This is a genomic window from uncultured Streptococcus sp. (genome assembly GCF_963545685.1).
GTDB lineage: Bacteria > Bacillota > Bacilli > Lactobacillales > Streptococcaceae > Streptococcus.
In genome coordinates, this window is record NZ_CAUUKN010000014.1 from 21,138 (window position 1) to 41,188 (window position 20,051).

7 protein-coding genes are annotated in these 20,051 nt (G+C 41.1%); all 7 read left to right on the top strand.

Annotated features, from left to right (window positions below):
• Positions 1–2 precede the first annotated feature (2 nt).
• Complete coding sequence (locus RWZ99_RS04375) at positions 3–284, top strand: DUF1294 domain-containing protein (RefSeq protein WP_314676675.1); 282 nt, start codon at positions 3–5, stop codon at positions 282–284.
• A gap of 30 nt (positions 285–314) precedes the next feature.
• The gene (leuC, locus tag RWZ99_RS04380; RefSeq protein WP_013990716.1) at positions 315–1,706 is read left to right on the top strand and encodes a 3-isopropylmalate dehydratase large subunit; all 1,392 of its coding nucleotides are present in this window, start codon (positions 315–317) and stop codon (positions 1,704–1,706) included.
• An 11-nt stretch (positions 1,707–1,717) separates the two neighbouring features.
• Positions 1,718–2,308: a 3-isopropylmalate dehydratase small subunit gene (gene leuD, locus RWZ99_RS04385; protein ID WP_002884116.1), complete on the top strand. Its 591-nt coding sequence runs from the start codon at positions 1,718–1,720 to the stop codon at positions 2,306–2,308.
• 204 nt (positions 2,309–2,512) lie between these two features.
• The gene (locus RWZ99_RS04390; protein ID WP_314676678.1) at positions 2,513–5,623 is read left to right on the top strand and encodes a DNA polymerase III subunit alpha; all 3,111 of its coding nucleotides are present in this window, start codon (positions 2,513–2,515) and stop codon (positions 5,621–5,623) included.
• A 94-nt stretch (positions 5,624–5,717) separates the two neighbouring features.
• Positions 5,718–6,737: a 6-phosphofructokinase gene (gene pfkA / locus RWZ99_RS04395; RefSeq protein ID WP_314676679.1), complete on the top strand. Its 1,020-nt coding sequence runs from the start codon at positions 5,718–5,720 to the stop codon at positions 6,735–6,737.
• Between the two features lie 70 nt (positions 6,738–6,807).
• The gene (pyk, locus tag RWZ99_RS04400) at positions 6,808–8,310 is read left to right on the top strand and encodes a pyruvate kinase (protein WP_314676681.1); all 1,503 of its coding nucleotides are present in this window, start codon (positions 6,808–6,810) and stop codon (positions 8,308–8,310) included.
• 613 nt (positions 8,311–8,923) lie between these two features.
• On the top strand, positions 8,924–20,051 hold an 11,128-nt coding region (locus RWZ99_RS04405; RefSeq protein WP_314676683.1), incomplete at its 3' end, for a CshA/CshB family fibrillar adhesin-related protein.

Genomic DNA, 20,051 nt, shown 5'->3' on the forward strand with positions numbered 1-20,051 from the left:
TCATGACACTGAAATTAGTGTTACTAAGTGTTTTGTTGGTGTGGAATCTAGTCGTCTTATCCGTTTATGGCCTTGATAAACATAAGGCTATTCATCATAAGAGACGGATTTCTGAGAAGGCATTATTATTGCAGACTATTATCTTTGGTGGTATTGGTGCCTTTCTAGGTGGGAGACTATTTAGACATAAAATTAATAAATGGTACTTTAAGCTCTGCTGGCTTTTAGGTATTGTTATAGATGTCGTTCTTTTATACCTTATCCTAACGAAACTTTCAGATTAATCAATCTTTAGATTATAATTGGAGTATTTTATGAGCGGAAAATCAATTTTTGATAAACTTTGGGAACGCCACGTTGTTACTGGAAACGAGGGCGAACCACAATTGATGTATGTGGATCAACATTATATTCACGAGGTTACGAGTCCACAAGCCTTTCAAGGTCTTCGTGATGCTGGACGTAAAGTGCGTCGTCCAGATTTAACTTTCGGTACGACTGACCACAACGTTCCTACGGTTGATATTTTTAATATTCGTGACCTTATTTCTAAAAACCAAATTGATACTTTGGCGAAAAACGTTGAGGAATTTGGTATTGATGCGGCTACCCACGGTACTGCTCGTCAGGGAATTGTCCATATGGTTGGTCCTGAAACAGGTCGTAGTCAACCAGGAAAATTTGTAGTTTGTGGGGATAGTCATACGGCTACCCACGGTGCTTTTGGTGCCATCGCCTTTGGTATTGGTACATCTGAGGTAGAACATGTCTTTGCGACACAATGTTTGTGGCAAGTGAAACCTAAGAAAATGAAGGTTGAGTTTGTTGGTAAACCTCAGCCAGGTGTCTATTCAAAAGACTTTATCCTTGCCCTTATTGCTCGTTATGGTGTAGATGCAGGTGTAGGATATGCAGTCGAATATTGTGGTGAAGCTATCGATGCCCTTTCAATGGATGAACGCATGACCATTTGTAACATGTCTATTGAATTTGGTGCTAAGATGGGTCTTATGAATCCAGATCAAAAGACCTATGATTATGTAGAGGGACGTCCATGCGCACCTAAAGGTGAGAAATTTGAAGAAGCAGTGGCTGATTGGAAAACTTTGGTTTCAGATCCAGACGCTGAATATGATAAAGTAATCACTATTGATGTTTCTGAATTGGCTCCTATGGTTACTTGGGGAACTAACCCTGAGATGGGTGTTGAGTTTGATCAACCATTCCCAGAAATCAAGGACTTTAATGATGAACGTGCTTACGAGTATATGGATGTTAAGCCTGGTGAATATGCTAAAGATATCGATCTTGGTTATGTCTTTATCGGTTCTTGTACCAATGCACGTCTTAGTGACCTTGAGTTAGCTGCTAAATTCGTTAAGGGAAAACATATCGCACCGACCTTGACAGCTATTGTTGTTCCAGGCTCACGTCCAGTTAAGAAAGAGGCTGAACGTCTTGGTTTGGATAAAATTTTCTTGGATGCGGGATTTGAATGGCGTGATCCAGGATGTTCAATGTGTCTTGGAATGAACCCAGACCACGTTCCTGAAGGTGTTCATTGTGCCTCTACAAGTAACCGTAACTTCGAGGGACGTCAAGGATATGGAGCGCGTACTCACCTTTGTAGTCCAGCAATGGCAGCAGCTGCAGCAATCGCTGGTAAATTTGTAGATGTACGTGATATGCCAGAAGTTCAAGCATAAGGGAGAAGATAATGGAAAAATTTACCGTCTATACAGGGAAATCAGTACCTTTGATGAATGATAACATCGATACGGACCAACTCATTCCCAAACAATTCTTGAAAGCTGTTGATAAAAAAGGCTTCGGTAAGAATTTGATGTTTGAATGGCGTTATCTTAATGATGACTACGAAGAAAATCCTGATTTTGTCTTCAATAAACCTGAGTATCGAGATGCGACCATTTTGGTTACTGGTGATAACTTTGGTTCAGGATCATCTCGTGAACACGCTGCATGGGCATTGGAAGACTACGGTTTCCGATGTGTTATCGCTGGGTCGTTCTCAGATATCCACTATAACAACGAATTGAAAAATGGTATGTTGCCAATCGTTCAACCCTTGGAAGTACGTCAAAAATTGGCAGCTCTTCCTGCGGGTGAAGAAATCACGATTGACCTTCCAAACCAAGTGATTAAATCTTCAGCTGGGGAATTTCCATTTGATATTGATCATGAGTGGAAACGTAAATTGGTTGAAGGTCTTGATGATATTGGAATCACTCTTCAATATGAAGATTTGATTGCTGCTTATGAAAAACAACGTCCTTCATATTGGCAATAAAGGACTAGCTTGTTTTGACATTACACCTGCTATCAGAAAGCAATGATGAGTTAATAAAAAGCTAAGAGTACTAAAAAGAATGAGATAAGAATAATGTTTAAACTATTGTTCTAACTCATTCTTTTTGTTTTTTTATAGTTGACATGGTAGTGGACTTTTTACAAGTTCCGTATGCTATAATAGAAAGATAGAAAGGAGGCCCTCATGTTTGCACAATTGGATACAAAATCAGTATATAGTTTCATGGATAGTGTTGTAGATTTAAACACCTATGTAAAACGTGCCAAAGAGCTTGGCTATCATAGTATTGGTTTGATGGATCGTGATAATCTCTATGCTGCCTATCATTTTGCCCAGCTTGCAATCAGAAATGGTTTACGTCCCTTGATTGGAATAGAAGCTAATTTATTCTATGAAGGGAGAAAAATTGCCTTTCGCCTATTAGCTAAAAATAATCAGGGCTATAAAAACTTGATGAAGTTGGCAACAGAGCTCTCTTCAGGGCAGCGCGAGTTTACGTCTTTTTCAGACTATCTGAATGACATCGCCCTCATTCTTCCAAGTGAGGACTGGGAGTCCGGGATGAATCTTGGCTCAGAAGTTTTCATTGGGGTAAGGCCTGAGGACGCTGGTAAAGATTTCGATTATCCTGTGGTTCCTTTACATACAATGCGTTATTTTGAAAATGCAGATCGCTCGACTATCCAGATGTTACATGCCATCTCACAAAATGTGTCCTTGTCTGAGGCCTCTATCTGTCCTATGAATCAGCTCCTCTTCTCAGCTAAAGAAATGGAAGAAGCTTATAGTAAACTTCCAGAGGCTTTGAACAATTTGAATCAGCTTGTTTCAGATATCACTTATCAATTTGATACAAATCTGAAGCTTCCTCGTTTTAATCGTGAAATGCCAGCGGTTGATCAATTGCGTCAATTAGCTCAATCTGGATTAGATAGTAAAGAGTTAATAGAACCAGTTTATCAGGAACGTTTAGACAAGGAATTGTCAATAATACATCAAATGGGTTTTGATGACTATTTCTTGATTGTTTGGGATTTATTACGTTTTGGTCGTAGTCGTGGATATTATATGGGAATGGGACGTGGGTCTGCTGCAGGGAGTTTGGTAGCCTATGTCCTTGATATTACTGGAATTGATCCAGTTAAAAATGATTTACTTTTTGAGCGTTTCTTAAATGAGGAACGTTATAGTATGCCTGATATCGATATTGACTTGCCTGATATCTATCGAAGTGAGTTTCTTCATTACGTTAGAGACCGTTATGGTAGTAAGCACTCTGCACAGATTGTTACTTTTTCAACTTTTGGGGCCAAGCAGGCTATCCGAGATGTTTTTAAACGTTTTGGAGCTAAGGAATTTGAGCTATCTCAACTCAGTAAAAAAATATCTTTTCGAGATACTTTGACAACCGTCTATGAGAAAAATATGTCATTCAGACAGCTAATTAATCAGAGACAGGAATTTCAGAGAGCTTTTGAAATTGCTAAGGCTATTGAAGGTCAGCCAAGACAAACCTCCATACATGCTGCAGGTATCGTGATGAGTGATGATGACCTGACCAACCATATTCCTCTTAAGGCTGGTGAGGACATGATGGTCACACAGTACGATGCTTCCGCAGTCGAGGCCAATGGCTTGCTTAAGATGGATTTCTTGGGCCTTCGAAATTTGACCTTTGTTCAAAAAATGAAGGAGAAGCTTGAAGAAGAACAGGGAATCGCTATCGATATCAAATCAATTGACTTGGAAGATTCACAAACCCTAGCGCTCTTTGCCAGTGGTAAGACAAAGGGGATTTTTCAGTTCGAGCAGGCAGGTGCTATAAATCTCCTTAAACGGATTAAACCTACTAAGTTCGAAGAAGTAGTAGCGACAACCTCTCTCAACCGTCCAGGAGCTAGCGATTATACAGATAATTTCATCGCTCGTAAATATGGTAAGGAGAAAGTAGATCTCATTGACCCAGTGGTTGCTCCAATTCTTGAGCCTACCTATGGTATCATGCTTTATCAAGAGCAGGTTATGCAGATTGCCCAAGTATTTGCTGGCTTTAGCCTTGGGAAAGCCGATTTGCTTCGTCGGGCAATGTCTAAAAAAGATGCCAATGAAATGTCCAAGATGTCCGAACAATTCATGGAAGGAAGTCGTCAGTTAGGACGTGACCCACAGATTGCTAAACGCCTCTTTAGTATGATGGCTAAGTTTGCGGGTTATGGTTTTAATAGAAGTCATGCCTATGCTTATTCAGCCCTAGCCTTCCAATTAGCTTATTTTAAAACGCATTATCCTCAGATATTCTATGACGTCATGTTAAATTATTCGTCAAGTGATTACATAAAGGATGCAATTGAAAATGGCTTTTCCTTAACTAGCCTCGATATCAATAGAGTCCCTTATCTGGACAAGATTTCTGATGGAAAGATTGTATTAGGTCTGAAAACCATAAAAGGTTTGCCCAGAGATTTTGCACTTTGGCTAATTGAGGATCGCCAACAAAATGGCAAATACATTTCTATAGAAGACTTTTTGACGCGTATCCCTAGTAAATATCAAAAAGTAGATATTCTGACTCCTCTTATCCAAATCGGATTATTTGATATTTTTGAGCCTAATAGACGGAAAATCATTGGAAACTTAAGCAACCTCCTTACTTTTGTCAATGAATTGGGGAGCTTGTTTGCAGAGTCGTCTTATTCTTGGGTAGATTATGAAGACTATAGTCAGACAGAACGCTACAGTATAGAGCAGGATTTGCTAGGTGTTGGGCTTAGTACGCATCCATTACATTTGGCTCAAAAAATGGCATCACGACCCTACCAACCAATCTCTGACTTGACTTTAAATAGTAAGGCTACAGTTTTGATTCAGCTTGAATCAGTGCGCATTATCAGGACGAAAAAGGGAGACCAGATGGCTTTTCTAAGGGTTTCTGATGGAGTGAATAAACTGGATGTCACTCTTTTTCCAGAAACTTATTTCTATCATAAAGATAAGTTAAGCGAAGGTGGTCTCTTTTATCTAGAGGGACGAACTCAAGAGCGCGACGGACGAGTTCAATTAATTCTCTCAAATATTGAGGAAGCTAGCACCGAGCGTTTCTGGATTTTACTAGAGAATCATGATAAAGATTTAGAAGTTTCCCAAATTTTAGCCAAGTATCCTGGACATATTCCTGTAGTTATTCGTTATCAGGGAAGCAAGGAAACAATAGTTAGTCAACGATATAAAGTATCTAAGAACGAAGAACTTAATAGGGAATTAGCACCTTTTGTGTTGAAAACGGTTTTACGTTAAAAAAAAAACGATAAAACTTTTCAAATTTAAAGCCATTTAGAATTCTTTGTGTTATAATGAAAATGTTAAATATATAAAAGGAGTATCAGGAATAATGAAACGTATTGCTGTTTTGACTAGTGGTGGAGATGCCCCTGGTATGAACGCTGCCGCTCGTGCGGTTGTTCTCAAAGCAATTTCTGAAGGAATTGAAGTATTCGGCATTAACCGTGGATACGCTGGTATGGTTGAAGGAGATATCTTCAAACTTGATGCCAAAGGCGTAGAAAACATCCTTAGCCGTGGTGGTACTTTCCTTCAGTCTGCTCGCTATCCTGAGTTTGCCCAACTTGAAGGTCAACTTAAAGGTATTGAGCAACTTAAAAAACATGGAATCGAAGGTGTAGTTGTTATTGGTGGAGATGGTTCTTACCATGGTGCTATGCGTTTGACTGAACATGGTTTCCCAGCAGTTGGTCTTCCAGGAACTATCGATAACGATATCGTTGGAACAGACTACACAATTGGTTTTGATACTGCTGTTGCTACCGCTACAGAAGCTATCGATAAAATTCAAGACACTGCTTTCAGTCATGGACGTACTTTTGTCGTTGAGGTAATGGGACGTAACGCTGGTGATATCGCTCTTTGGGCTGGTATTGCTTCAGGTGCTGACCAAATTATCGTTCCAGAAGAAGAATACGACATCAACGAAGTGGTTCGTAAAGTTAAAGAAGGTTACGAATCTGGTGAAAAAACTCACCACATTATTGTACTTGCTGAGGGTGTTATGGGGGCTGAAGAGTTTGCAGCTAAAATGAAAGAAGCTGGAGATACATCAGACCTTCGTGCTACAAATATTGGGCACGTAGTTCGTGGTGGTTCACCAACTCCGCGTGACCGTGTTCTTGCTTCATGGATGGGTGCGCATGCCGTTGATCTTCTTAAAGAAGGAATTGGTGGTGTTGCTGTAGGTATCCATAATGAACAGCTTGTTGAAAGTCCAATCCTTGGTACTGCAGAAGAAGGTGCTTTGTTCAGTCTTACTGAAGACGGTAAAATTATCGTAAACAATCCACACAGAGCTCGTCTTGACTTTGCAGACCTCAACCGTTCTTTAGCTAACTTGAAATAATAGCGGTTCTATTAATTATTGTTAATCCGTCGCAAAAGCGACAATAAATATAAGGGAGTTTTTATTTATCATGAATAAACGTGTAAAAATCGTTGCAACACTTGGTCCTGCGGTTGAAGTCCGTGGTGGCAAGAAATTTGGTGAAGATGGTTACTGGGGTGAAAAACTTGACCGTGAAGCATCTGCTAAAAACATTGCTCAATTGATCAAGGAAGGTGCTAACGTTTTCCGTTTCAACTTCTCACATGGTGACCACGCTGAGCAAGGTGAACGTATGGACGTCGTACGTATGGCTGAAGATCTTGCTGGTCGAAAAGTAGGTTTCCTTCTTGATACTAAGGGACCTGAAATGCGTACTGAATTGTTCGAAGATGATGCTAAAGAGTTTGCATACAAAACTGGTGAACAAATTCGTGTTGCTACTAAACAAGGCATCAAATCAACTCGTGACGTTATCGCTTTGAACGTTGCTGGTGGACTTGACATCTTTGATGATGTCGAAGTCGGTAAACAAGTTCTTATCGATGATGGTAAACTTGGTCTTCGTGTTGTAGACAAAGATACTGAAAAACGTGAATTCATCGTTGAAGTTGAAAATGATGGTATCATCGCTAAACAAAAAGGTGTAAATATCCCTTACACTAAAATTCCTTTCCCAGCACTTGCTGAACGTGATAATGCTGATATTCGTTTTGGTCTTGAACAAGGACTTAACTTTATCGCAATCTCATTTGTACGTACTGCGAAAGACGTACAAGAAGTACGTGCTATCTGTGAAGAAACTGGAAACGGCCATGTTCAATTGTTGGCTAAAATCGAAAACCAACAAGGTCTCGATAATCTCGATGAAATCATTGAAGCTGCTGATGGTATCATGATCGCTCGTGGTGACATGGGTATCGAAGTACCATTCGAAATGGTTCCAGTTTACCAAAAAATGATTATCACTAAAGTAAATGCTGCTGGTAAAGTTGTTGTTACAGCTACAAACATGCTTGAAACAATGACAGAAAAACCACGTGCAACTCGTTCTGAAGTATCTGACGTATTTAACGCAGTTATCGATGGTACTGATGCGACAATGCTTTCTGGTGAGACCGCAAATGGTAAATATCCAATTGAATCAGTTCGTACAATGGCTACAATTGATAAAAACGCTCAAACTCTCTTTAAAGAGTATGGTCGTCTTGATTCATCAACATTTGATCGCTCAAGTAAAACTGAAGTTGTTGCATCTGCAGTTAAAGATGCTACTAACTCAATAGATATCAAACTTGTTGTTGCGCTTACTGAATCAGGTAACACAGCTCGTTTGATTTCTAAATACCGTCCAGATGCTCTCATCTTGGCAGTAACATTCGATGAAATTACTCAAAAATCATTGATGCTTAACTGGGGTGTTGTTCCAGTAGTTACTGAAAAACCTGATTCAACTGATGACATGTTTGATGTTGCTGAACGTGTTGCTGTTGAATCTGGCCTTGTAGAATCAGGTGATAATATCGTTATCGTTGCTGGTGTTCCAGTTGGTTCTGGTGGTACAAATACTATGCGTATCCGCACTGTTAAATAATTTGAGTTATACTTCAATTGAAAGAAGGTCCATGAGGATCTTCTTTTTTCGTTTTATTTTTTATTTAACTATAAAATTTATCTAGTGGAAAAAAGTATATAGATTATCTTATTTTAAGTAGTTAGTTAATGTGAATTACTTAAGATATTTTGCCTTGAAATAAATTGTTCTAATCACATTTTATTTTAAGAGTGCCTACGAAATTTATTAATTCCACTAGGAACTTTCAAAAAGATACTAAAAAGAAGTTTTATGAAGTTGAGTATAATCATTAAGATTTAGAAATCTAATCATTTCTCTTGAATTCATTAATCTACGGTTAATTAAGATAATCGCTTTCTTGAAAATAATGAAACTTTAAATTACTTTTTACAGATAATTCTAAAAACTGATATATATACATTTTCCTTCATTTAAACTTGCGTAATTTTATATATATACAACGAAAAATCGTTTTCACTGATTTTGTTGAATGTATTTCTATAAAATTTGAGCAAATGTTTTCACAAATATTAGGAAATTTGTTAGAATGTTTAACGATTAGTATTTTAAAATACTTTTAATCTCATTGAGGGGTGAGATACTTAAATGTTAAGTGTGGAGGATTACCAAAGTGGGTAAAGATTTATTTAATGATCGTATAAGTCGATTTTCAATTCGTAAACTCAATGTAGGTGTATGCTCTGTCTTACTTGGAACTCTTGTAATGGTTGGTACTGCTAACCAAGTTTCAGCAGACGAGTCAACTACAGAAGCTCAAACAGAAGGTGTAGCAAGTGCTGCTACCCCTACAAGTCAAGATGCACAGCTATATAGTACGTTGGCATCAACGATTGCGAATGAAGCAGCAAGTGAAACTGCAACTGAGGTTGCAGCTAGCCAAGCAAATGCTACAAGTGAAGCTGCTCAATCGACAGCTAACGCTAGTGGAACTGCTCAATCAACGACTTCATCTAGTGAAGCATCAGAAACCAAGAATCAGGAGTCAGCTTCTATAGCTCAAGCCTCATCAGAGAATGTGGTAGTTGCTAACGGTTTGACAAATACTTCAGCACTTTCTGCAGGCAATGAATTAGCAGCAACAGCCACTGAGACAGCAACTACGAATATTGAATCAGATTCAGGTAAAGATTCTAAATTATCAACTGCTAGCGCTGAGGTAACTGCAAATGCTCAAGCACCTAGCGTAGAAACAAGTGAAGCACCAGTTGTTACACCTGCCCGTTCTCGTCGTAATCGCCGCGCATTGGGTGATAGTAATGATCCAAACCTCATCGGAGATGATGTAGAAGACGCAACATCAACTCCAAAAGTAGAAAAACCAGGATTCTCTGATCTTAATGCTAAAGAACTAGTAAAACAAATCAATTGGTTGGACTTTGGAGATACAGCTAACTGGACGGGAGCTTCTACAACAGCAAGTGGTCAGCTTGCTCTTGAAGTTGGAGCTACATATACTAAGGAGATCATGCCTGGTTATGTAGTTACTATTAAAGTAAAATCATTGAAACCTTTCCAAGCCACTGAAATCTATAAGAATCGGATGGAAAAACAAGGGGCCACTGATGCAGAAAAAGCAACCTATGACCCTAATGCAAAGAATGGTTATATGAATGGTACATCTGACCCCGTTACTAAAAAAGCAGCAGCAAACGGTGAAGAAGCCAAAATTATTGCCGAGGCTCAAAATAAATGGACTGAAATTCGTCATGAAGGTATTGATACTAAAGATAAAATTACAACCATTTCATCAGAATTGAAAGGTGGTAATATTGGAGTTCAGTTTGAAATTTCTGCAACCTATAAAGGTAAAGTTGTAAAACCAGCTATTGTCATGGCAGATGGTGAATCAGCTAACCCGGGTGAATTAGTAACATTTACAACGAATGGTACGGGTTGGGAACATGTTGGTGAGTGGCTGAAAAACAATAATAAAAACACGAGAACCTATGTCCCACAAAATACAAATGATCTTTTTGATCCAACCAAGAGAACTCCTAACTCGATAAATGTTGACGGTGTAGCAATCTATGGTCAAAACTTAAAATTATTACGTGATAGCACCTATGTTGGAAATGATAAAGCTCCGTTACCTGCCTGGAAGTATTTTGGTAATCCTGATTTGACAACAGGAGGTCTTGGCACAGGAGTATTTGGACCGAATGTTTCTGCTTCTGTTTTCTCTGTTCCACTTGTCATGACGCGTGGAGCGTCTGAAATTGGTTTGTATATCACATCTTCTGGTAAACAATCTGCTATGCTCGGGTTCTTCCCATTAGATGCTGGTGATGCACCTGAATCTTATGGAAAAGCCATCCACTCTATCGGTACTGTAGATGGCGTTACAGGAGCCAAGACTTCTCAACCATATTTAGGTAATGTTAGTCCTGATATGGATGAAGATAATACCAATGATTGGATGGGAGATGATAATTCAACCATAGCTGACGAAGGGATTGATCAGATTTTACCAGAAGAACTTAAGGGTTCAACAAATGAAATGATCAAGATGGACCGAACTCGTCCTGGAAATTACACTTTAACAGTTCAAGCTCATACGGATGGTGCTGATAAGGCCTATCTCTATGCTTGGGTTGACTTTAACCAAAATGGTAAATTCGATGACAATGAGCGCTCTGATCTTGCTACAATTACAAAAGATGGAAATGTTGAACTGAAGTTCAATAATGCTCCTGCTCTTGTTGATCCAAGTGTAAATGAACTAGGTGTTCGTGTCCGTATTGCGAAGAATGCTAAAGAAATTGAAAGTCCAACCGGTATGGCTCTTTCTGGTGAAGTGGAAGACTTCTTGACTCAGGTTACCTATCCACCAAAAGGGGAACGTAAGGAAACAACAGGCGTTCAAGGTGCTAAACAATCTGCAACTGTAGCCTTTACGCCTCAAGGTTTGTCAAAATACAGCCGTACTGAAAATGCTGTGATCGATGAATCCGTTGCTCCGGTTATGATCGACAACAAAACGAAACAAGTTGTTACTCCAGGAGCAGATGGTTATTATGCTGTTGCTGGTCAAGGAAAATACAAGATCACTGCCAATGGTACAGATGTTGATGTTGAGTTTATTCCTGAAGATAACTTTGTAGGAACAGCAGATGGTATTTCAATCCGTCGTACGGATAACAATGGCTATACAACTGATTGGTTCTCAAAAGACAAAGAAGCCCTTCCTTCTATCAATGACGTCTTGGATAACATGGATGGTCTATACATTCCAACTGTTACTCCGAAGGAACTTGAAGGGGAAGATAAGACATCTACAGATGTTCAAGGAGCTAGTCAAACTGGTACTCCAGAATTCGCTATTGAAGGAACAAATAGTAATGGTGAGAAAGTTAAAATCACACCTGATTTTGATTATCCGGCTAAGTTTGTCGATCCAACGACTGGAAATGTCATCATTGATCCTGTTTTGACTGTAGAAGGAGAAGGAATATACTATTTAAACGATATAACTGGAAAGGTTACCTTTGTACCAGAACCAGGATTTACTGGGACTGCCAAGGGTGTAACAGTTTCTCTTACGGCTCCAGTTGGTCGTGACAAAGATGGTAGAGTACCAGATAATGCTCTTAAGACTGCAACTGCTAAGTACACTCCAACTGTCACACCAATCACAGTGACTCCTACAGATAAAGTTTCTGCAGATGTTCAGAACGTTCCTCAAACACAAACACCAACCTTTGATTTGAGTAACGACAAGACTGCGAAAATTACAAGTAAAAAAATGGTAGATCCAGCAACAGGTCAACCAACTGATGAAACAACAGTGACTGTAGCAGGTGAAGGAACTTACACAATCGATCCGACTTCAGGAGCAGTGACCTTCACACCTGAAAAAGACTTTGTCGGAACTGCAAAAGGTGTTACTGTTCAGGCAACTGCTACGATTACAAATGCCAACGGCAAGACTGCAACCATTACTTCAGATGCAAGTTACACACCAACAGTAGTAGCTGCTGTTCCAACTGCAAACCCTGCAACTTCTAAAGATGTTCAAGGGGCGACTCAAACGGGGACACCAAGCTTTGCAGGAACAACTGTCCAAGTAAATGGTGAAGATAAAGCTATCACGATTAAAGAGAATAGCTATACTCTCTTGGATAATGATGGTAACGAAGTTTCAAGCACCCCAGCTTATGCTGAAGATGGTACAACACCAATCGGTACATTCACGATTGATTCTGCAACAGGTCAAGTAACCTTCACACCAACAGATAAATCATACACTGGGAAAGTAACCCCAGCCAAGGTTCAAGCTGAAAGCTCAAACGGTATCAAAGTGGATACAACTTACACACCTGAGATCGTTCCTGTAACCCCAACAGCAACACCAGCAGAAACAACTGACATTCAAGGTGCGACTCAAACAGGTAAACCTGAATTCAAGGGTGGAACTGTAACAGTTGGTGGTGTTGAGAAAACTGTTGAAATCAACGAAGACGTTCCAGCAAGCTTTGACGATGGCTCTACTACTAAGGTAGTTGATGGTGTTGGTACTTTCACAGTAGCTTCAGATGGAACAGTGACCTTTGTTCCAGAACCAAACTTTACTGGTACGGCTTCAGCCGTAACTGTTGTTCGTGAAGATATGAACGGAACTAAAGCTTCAGCTACTTATACCCCAACTGTAACACCAATCTCAGTAACTCCTACAGATAAAGTTTCTGAAGACCTTCAAAATGTTCCTCAAACACAAACACCAACCTTTGATTTGAGCAACGATAAGACTGCTGAAATCACAAGCAAGAAATTGGTGGATCCAGCGACTGGTCAACCGACATATGAAACAACTGTGACCGTAGCAGGTGAAGGTAGCTATACAATCGATCCAACAACTGGAGCAGTAACCTTCACTCCTGAAAAAGACTTTGTTGGTATTGCTAAAGGTGTGACCGTTCAAGCAACTGCAACAATTACAAATGCTAACGGCGATACTGCAACCATTACTTCAGATGCGACTTACACACCAACTGTGGTAGCTGCTGTTCCAACTGCAAGCCCTGCAACTTCTAAAGATGTTCAAGGTGCAACTCAAACCGGTACTCCAACCTTTGCTGGTACAACTGTTTCTGTAAATGGTGAAGATAAAGAAATCACGATTAAAGATAACAGCTACACATTGTTGGATAATGACGGTAACGAAGTTTCAAGTACAACAGCTTACGCTGAAGATGGAACAACACCAATCGGTACATTCACGATTGATTCTGCAACAGGTCAAGTAACCTTCACACCAACTGATAAGTCTTACACAGGTAAAGTAACACCTGTTAAGGTTCAAGCTGAAAGCTCAAACGGTATCAAAGTAGATACAACTTACACACCAGAAATCGTGCCTGTAACACCAACCGCTACACCAGCTGAAACAACGGACATTCAAGGTGCTACTCAAACAGGTAAACCTGAATTCAAGGGTGGAACTGTAACGGTTGATGGCGTTGAGAAAACTGTTGAAATCAACGAAGATGTTCCAGCAACCTTTGACGATGGATCAACAACTAAGACAGTAGAAGGTGTTGGTACTTACACAGTAGCAGCAGATGGTACAGTTACATTTGTACCTGAGAAATCATTCGTCGGAACAGCCCCAGCAGTGACAGTTGTTCGTGAAGATATGAATGGAACTAAAGCTTCTGCAACCTACTCACCAACTGTGACACCAGTAACACCAACAGCAGAACCAGCGACATCTACAGATATCCAAGGTGCAACTCAAACAGGTAAGCCAAGCTTCACTGAAGGTGACAGCCGTGTACCAATGAACGATGACGTTCCAGCAAGCTTTGACGATGGCTCTACTACTAAGGTAGTTGATGGTGTTGGTACCTATACAGTAGCTCCAGACGGAACAGTTACATTTGTACCTGAGAAATCATTCGTCGGAACAGCCCCAGCAGTGACAGTTGTTCGTGAAGATATGAATGGAACTAAAGCTTCTGCAACCTACTCACCAACTGTGACACCAGTAACACCAACAGCAGAACCAGCGACATCTACAGATATCCAAGGTGCAACTCAAACAGGTAAGCCAAGCTTCACTGAAGGTGACAGCCGTGTACCAATGAACGATGACGTTCCAGCAAGCTTTGACGATGGCTCTACTACTAAGGTAGTTGATGGTGTTGGTACCTATACAGTAGCTCCAGATGGAACAGTAACCTTCGTCCCAGAGAAATCATTCGTCGGAACAGCCCCAGCAGTTACAGTTGTTCGTGAAGATGTGAACGGAACTAAAGCTTCTGCGACATATACTCCAACTGTGACACCTGTGACACCAACGGCTACACCAGCCGAATCTACTGGCCCTCAAGGACTTGTACAAACTGGAACAGTAACCTTTACTGAAGGAAATCCAGCTGTTGCAATCGATAAGGATACAATTACCCTTCTTGATGAAAATGGTCAACCAGCTGCTTCAGTAGTTGCGAAATCACCAAACGGTGACGTTATCGGTACTTTCACAGTTGATAAGGAAACAGGTGTTGTAACCTTCACACCAACTGATAAGTCATACTCAGGTGATGTGATTCCAGTTAAGGTTCAAGCCAAGGATACAAATGGTACACCAGCAGAAACAACCTACACACCTAAGATTACTCCAGTCGTACCAACTTCAGAAGATGCCACATCTACAGATATCCAAGGTGCTACTCAAACAGGTAAACCAAGCTTCACACCAGGTAATGAAAATGTGCCAATGGACGATGATGTACCAGCAACCTTTGAAGATGGAACAACAACTAAGACAGTAGATGGTGAGGGAACTTACACTATTTCACCAGATGGAACAGTAACCTTCGTCCCAGAAAAAACATTTACTGGAACTGGAACAGGCGTGACGGTTAAACGTGTTGATAAGAATGGAACTGAAATCACAGCTAAGTACACACCAACTGTGACTCCAGTAACCCCAAGTGCGACACCAGCTGAAACAACAGATAAACAAGGTCAGACTCAAACAGGTAAACCTGAATTTACTGAAGGTGATAGCCGTGTACCAATGGACGATGATGTACCAGCAACCTTTGACGATGGAACAACAACTAAGACAGTTGAAGGCGTTGGTACTTACACAGTAGCACCAGACGGAACAGTTACATTCGTACCTGAGAAATCATTCGTCGGAACAGCCCCAGCTGTGACAGTTGTTCGTGAAGATGTGAACGGAACCAAAGCTTCTGCAACATATACACCGACTGTAACTGCAGTAACACCAACTGCAACACCTGCAGAAACATCAGGCATTCAAGGTGCTACTCAAACTGGAAAACCTGAATTTACTGAAGGCGACAGCCGCGTACCAATGAACGATGACGTTCCAGCAACCTTCGATGATGGATCAACCACTAAGACCGTTGAAGGCGTTGGTACTTACACAGTAGCAGCAGACGGAACAGTAACATTTGTTCCAGAACCAAGCTTTACTGGTACTGCCCCAGCCGTAACCGTTGTTCGTGAAGATAAGAACGGAACCAAAGCTTCTGCAACCTACACACCAACTGTAAATCCAGTCACTCTTACTCCAACAAATAAAGTTTCTGAAGACATTCAAAATGTACCTCAAACAGAAACGCCTACATTTGCTTTGAGTGATGATGAGACTGCTCAAATTACAAGTAAGAAGTTGATTGATCCTGCAACAGGTCAACCAACAGATGAAACAACAGTAACTGTTGAAGGTGAAGGAACCTACGCAATTGATCCGACTACAGGAGCAGTGACCTTCACACCTGAAAAAGACTTTGTCGGTACTGCAACTGGAGTGAAAGTCCAAGCGACAGCGACGATTACAAATGAAGATGGTAAGACAACAACCATCACTTCAGATGCTAGTTACACACCAACAGTTGCAGCAGCTGTTCCAACAGCTGAGCCAGCTACATCTAAAGATATCCAAGGTGCTACTCAAACAGGAACACCAACCTTTGAAGGTGCAACTGTTCAAGTAAATGGTCAAGATAAAGCAATCACGATTAAAGAGAATAGCTATACACTCTTGGATAATGATGGTAACGAAGTTTCAAGCACACCAGCCTTTGCTGAAGATGGAACAACTGAAATTGGTACGTTCACTATCGATTCAGCGACTGGTCAAGTAACCTTCACACCAACTGATAAATCTTATACAGGTAAAGTGACTCCAGTTAAGGTTCAAGCTGAAAGCTCAAACGGTATCAAGGTGGATACAACTTATACACCAGAGATTGTTCCAGTAACACCAACTGCGACACCAGCAGAAACAACAGATATTCAAGGTGCTACCCAAACAGGTAAACCTGAATTCAAGGGTGGAACTGTAACAGTTGATGGCGTTGAGAAAACTGTTGAAATCAACGAAGATGTTCCAGCAACCTTTGACGATGGATCAACAACTAAGACAGTTGAAGGTGTTGGTACATACACAGTAGCAGCAGATGGGACTGTAACCTTCGTACCTGAGAAATCATTCGTTGGAACAGCACCAGCAGTAACAGTTGTCCGTGAAGATAAGAACGGAACCAAAGCTTCAGCTACTTACACACCAACAGTAACTCCTGTGACACCGATGGCAGAAGCAGTTGAAACAACAGGGAAACAAGGTCAGACTCAAACAGGTAAACCAAGCTTTACTGAAGGTAACAGTCGTGTACCGATGAACGATGACGTTCCAGCAAGCTTTGACGATGGCTCTACTACTAAGGTAGTTGATGGTGTTGGTACCTATACAGTAGCTCCAGATGGAACAGTAACCTTCGTCCCAGAGAAATCATTCGTCGGAACAGCCCCAGCAGTTACAGTTGTTCGTGAAGATGTGAACGGAACTAAAGCTTCTGCGACATATACTCCAACTGTGACACCTGTGACACCAACGGCTACACCAGCCGAATCTACTGGCCCTCAAGGACTTGTACAAACTGGAACAGTAACCTTTACTGAAGGAAATCCAGCTGTTGCAATCGATAAGGATACAATTACCCTTCTTGATGAAAATGGTCAACCAGCTGCTTCAGTAGTTGCGAAATCACCAAACGGTGACGTTATCGGTACTTTCACAGTTGATAAGGAAACAGGTGTTGTAACCTTCACACCAACTGATAAGTCTTACTCAGGTGATGTGGTTCCAGTTAAGGTTCAAGCAGCAGATGCAAATGGAACTACAGTAGAAACAACTTATACACCTAAGATTACTCCTGTTGTCCCAATTTCAGAAGATGCCACATCTACAGATATCCAAGGTCAAACACAATCTGGTAAACCAACTTTCACAGAAGGTGATCCAAATGTGCCAATGGATGATGATGTACCGGCTACCTTTGAAGACGGTTCAACAACTAAGACAGTAGAGGGAGAAGGAACTTACACTGTTGCACCAGATGGAACAGTGACCTTCGTCCCAGAAAAATCATTTACTGGAACAGGAACAGGCGTAACTGTTAAACGTGTTGATAAGAATGGAACTGAAATCACAGCTAAGTACACACCAACAGTGACTCCTGTAACACCAACAGCAGACCCTGCTACATCTACAGATATTCAAGGTGCTACTCAAACAGGTAAGCCAGAATTTACTGAAGGCGACGCCCGTGTACCAATGAATGATGACGTTCCAGCAACCTTTGACGATGGCTCTACTACTAAGGTAGTTGATGGTGTTGGTACCTATACAGTAGCTCCAGATGGAACAGTAACCTTCGTCCCAGAGAAATCATTCGTCGGAACAGCCCCAGCAGTTACAGTTGTTCGTGAAGATGTGAACGGAACTAAAGCTTCTGCGACATATACTCCAACTGTGACACCTGTGACACCAACGGCTACACCAGCCGAATCTACTGGCCCTCAAGGACTTGTACAAACTGGAACAGTAACCTTTACTGAAGGAAATCCAGCTGTTGCAATCGATAAGGATACAATTACCCTTCTTGATGAAAATGGTCAACCAGCTGCTTCAGTAGTTGCGAAATCACCAAACGGTGACGTTATCGGTACTTTCACAGTTGATAAGGAAACAGGTGTTGTAACCTTCACACCAACTGATAAGTCTTACTCAGGTGATGTGGTTCCAGTTAAGGTTCAAGCAGCAGATGCAAATGGAACTACAGTAGAAACAACTTATACACCTAAGATTACTCCTGTTGTCCCAATTTCAGAAGATGCCACATCTACAGATATCCAAGGTCAAACACAATCTGGTAAACCAAGCTTCACTGAAGGTGATCCAAATGTGCCAATGGATGATGATGTACCAGCTACATTTGAAGATGGCTCAACAACTAAGACAGTAGAGGGTGAAGGAACTTACACTGTTGCACCAGATGGAACAGTAACCTTCGTCCCAGAGAAATCATTTACTGGAACAGGAACAGGTGTGACTGTTAAACGTGTTGATAAGAATGGAACTGAAATCACAGCTAAGTACACCCCAACAGTGACTCCTGTAACACCAACAGCAGCCCCAGCGACATCTACAGATATCCAAGGTGCTACTCAAACAGGCAAACCTGAATTTACTGAAGGTGACAGCCGTGTACCAATGAATGATGATGTTCCAGCAACCTTTGACGATGGCTCTACTACTAAGACAGTGGACGGTGTTGGTACTTACACAGTTGCAGCTGATGGAACGGTAACCTTCGTCCCAGAAAAATCATTCGTTGGAACTGCCCCAGCAGTTATAGTTGTTCGTGAAGATGTGAACGGAACTAAAGCTTCTGCGACATATACTCCAACTGTGACACCTGTGACACCAACGGCTACACCAGCCGAATCTACTGGCCCTCAAGGACTTGTACAAACTGGAACAGTAACCTTTACTGAAGGAAATCCAGCTGTTGCAATCGATAAGGATACAATTACCCTTCTTGATGAAAATGGTCAACCAGCTGCTTCAGTAGTTGCGAAATCACCAAACGGTGACGTTATCGGTACTTTCACAGTTGATAAGGAAACAGGTGTTGTAACCTTCACACCAACTGATAAGTCTTACTCAGGTGATGTGGTTCCAGTTAAGGTTCAAGCAGCAGATGCAAATGGAACTACAGTAGAAACAACTTATACACCTAAGATTACTCCTGTTGTCCCAATTTCAGAAGATGCCACATCTACAGATATCCAAGGTCAAACACAATCTGGTAAACCAAGCTTCACTGAAGGTGATCCAAATGTGCCAATGAATGATGATGTTCCAGCAACCTTTGACGATGGCTCTACTACTAAGACAGTGGACGGTGTTGGTACTTACACAGTTGCAGCAGACGGAACAGTTACATTCGTACCTGAGAAATCATTTGTCGGAACAGCCCCAGCAGTAACAGTGGTTCGTGAAGATGTGAACGGAACAAAAGCTTCTGCGACTTACACACCAACTGTGACACCTGTAACACCGACAGCTGAGCCAGCAACATCTACAGACCTCCAAGGTCAAACCCAATCAGGTAAACCAAACTTCACACCTGGTCAACCAAGTGTACCAATGAATGATGATGTTCCAGCAACCTTCGATGATGGATCAACCACTAAGACCGTTGAAGGCGTTGGTACTTACACAGTAGCAGCTGATGGAACGGTAACCTTCGTCCCAGAAAAATCATTCGTTGGAACTGCCCCAGCAGTTACAGTTGTTCGTGAAGATGTGAACGGAACTAAAGCTTCAGCAACCTACACACCAACTGTGACACCAGTTGCTCCGACAGCTGAACCAGTTACTTCAATTGGTAAGAAGGGTGCAACTCAAACAGGCAAGC

Bases quoted from the DNA above. Each gene is read 5' to 3' on its own strand.
- pyk (WP_314676681.1), top strand. From the start codon at position 6,808: ATGAATAAACGTGTAAAAATCGTTGCAACACTTGGTCCTGCGGTTGAA.
- RWZ99_RS04375 (WP_314676675.1), top strand. From the start codon at position 3: ATGACACTGAAATTAGTGTTACTAAGTGTTTTGTTGGTGTGGAATCTA.
- leuD (WP_002884116.1), top strand. From the start codon at position 1,718: ATGGAAAAATTTACCGTCTATACAGGGAAATCAGTACCTTTGATGAAT.
- leuC (WP_013990716.1), top strand. From the start codon at position 315: ATGAGCGGAAAATCAATTTTTGATAAACTTTGGGAACGCCACGTTGTT.
- pfkA (WP_314676679.1), top strand. From the start codon at position 5,718: ATGAAACGTATTGCTGTTTTGACTAGTGGTGGAGATGCCCCTGGTATG.
- RWZ99_RS04390 (WP_314676678.1), top strand. From the start codon at position 2,513: ATGTTTGCACAATTGGATACAAAATCAGTATATAGTTTCATGGATAGT.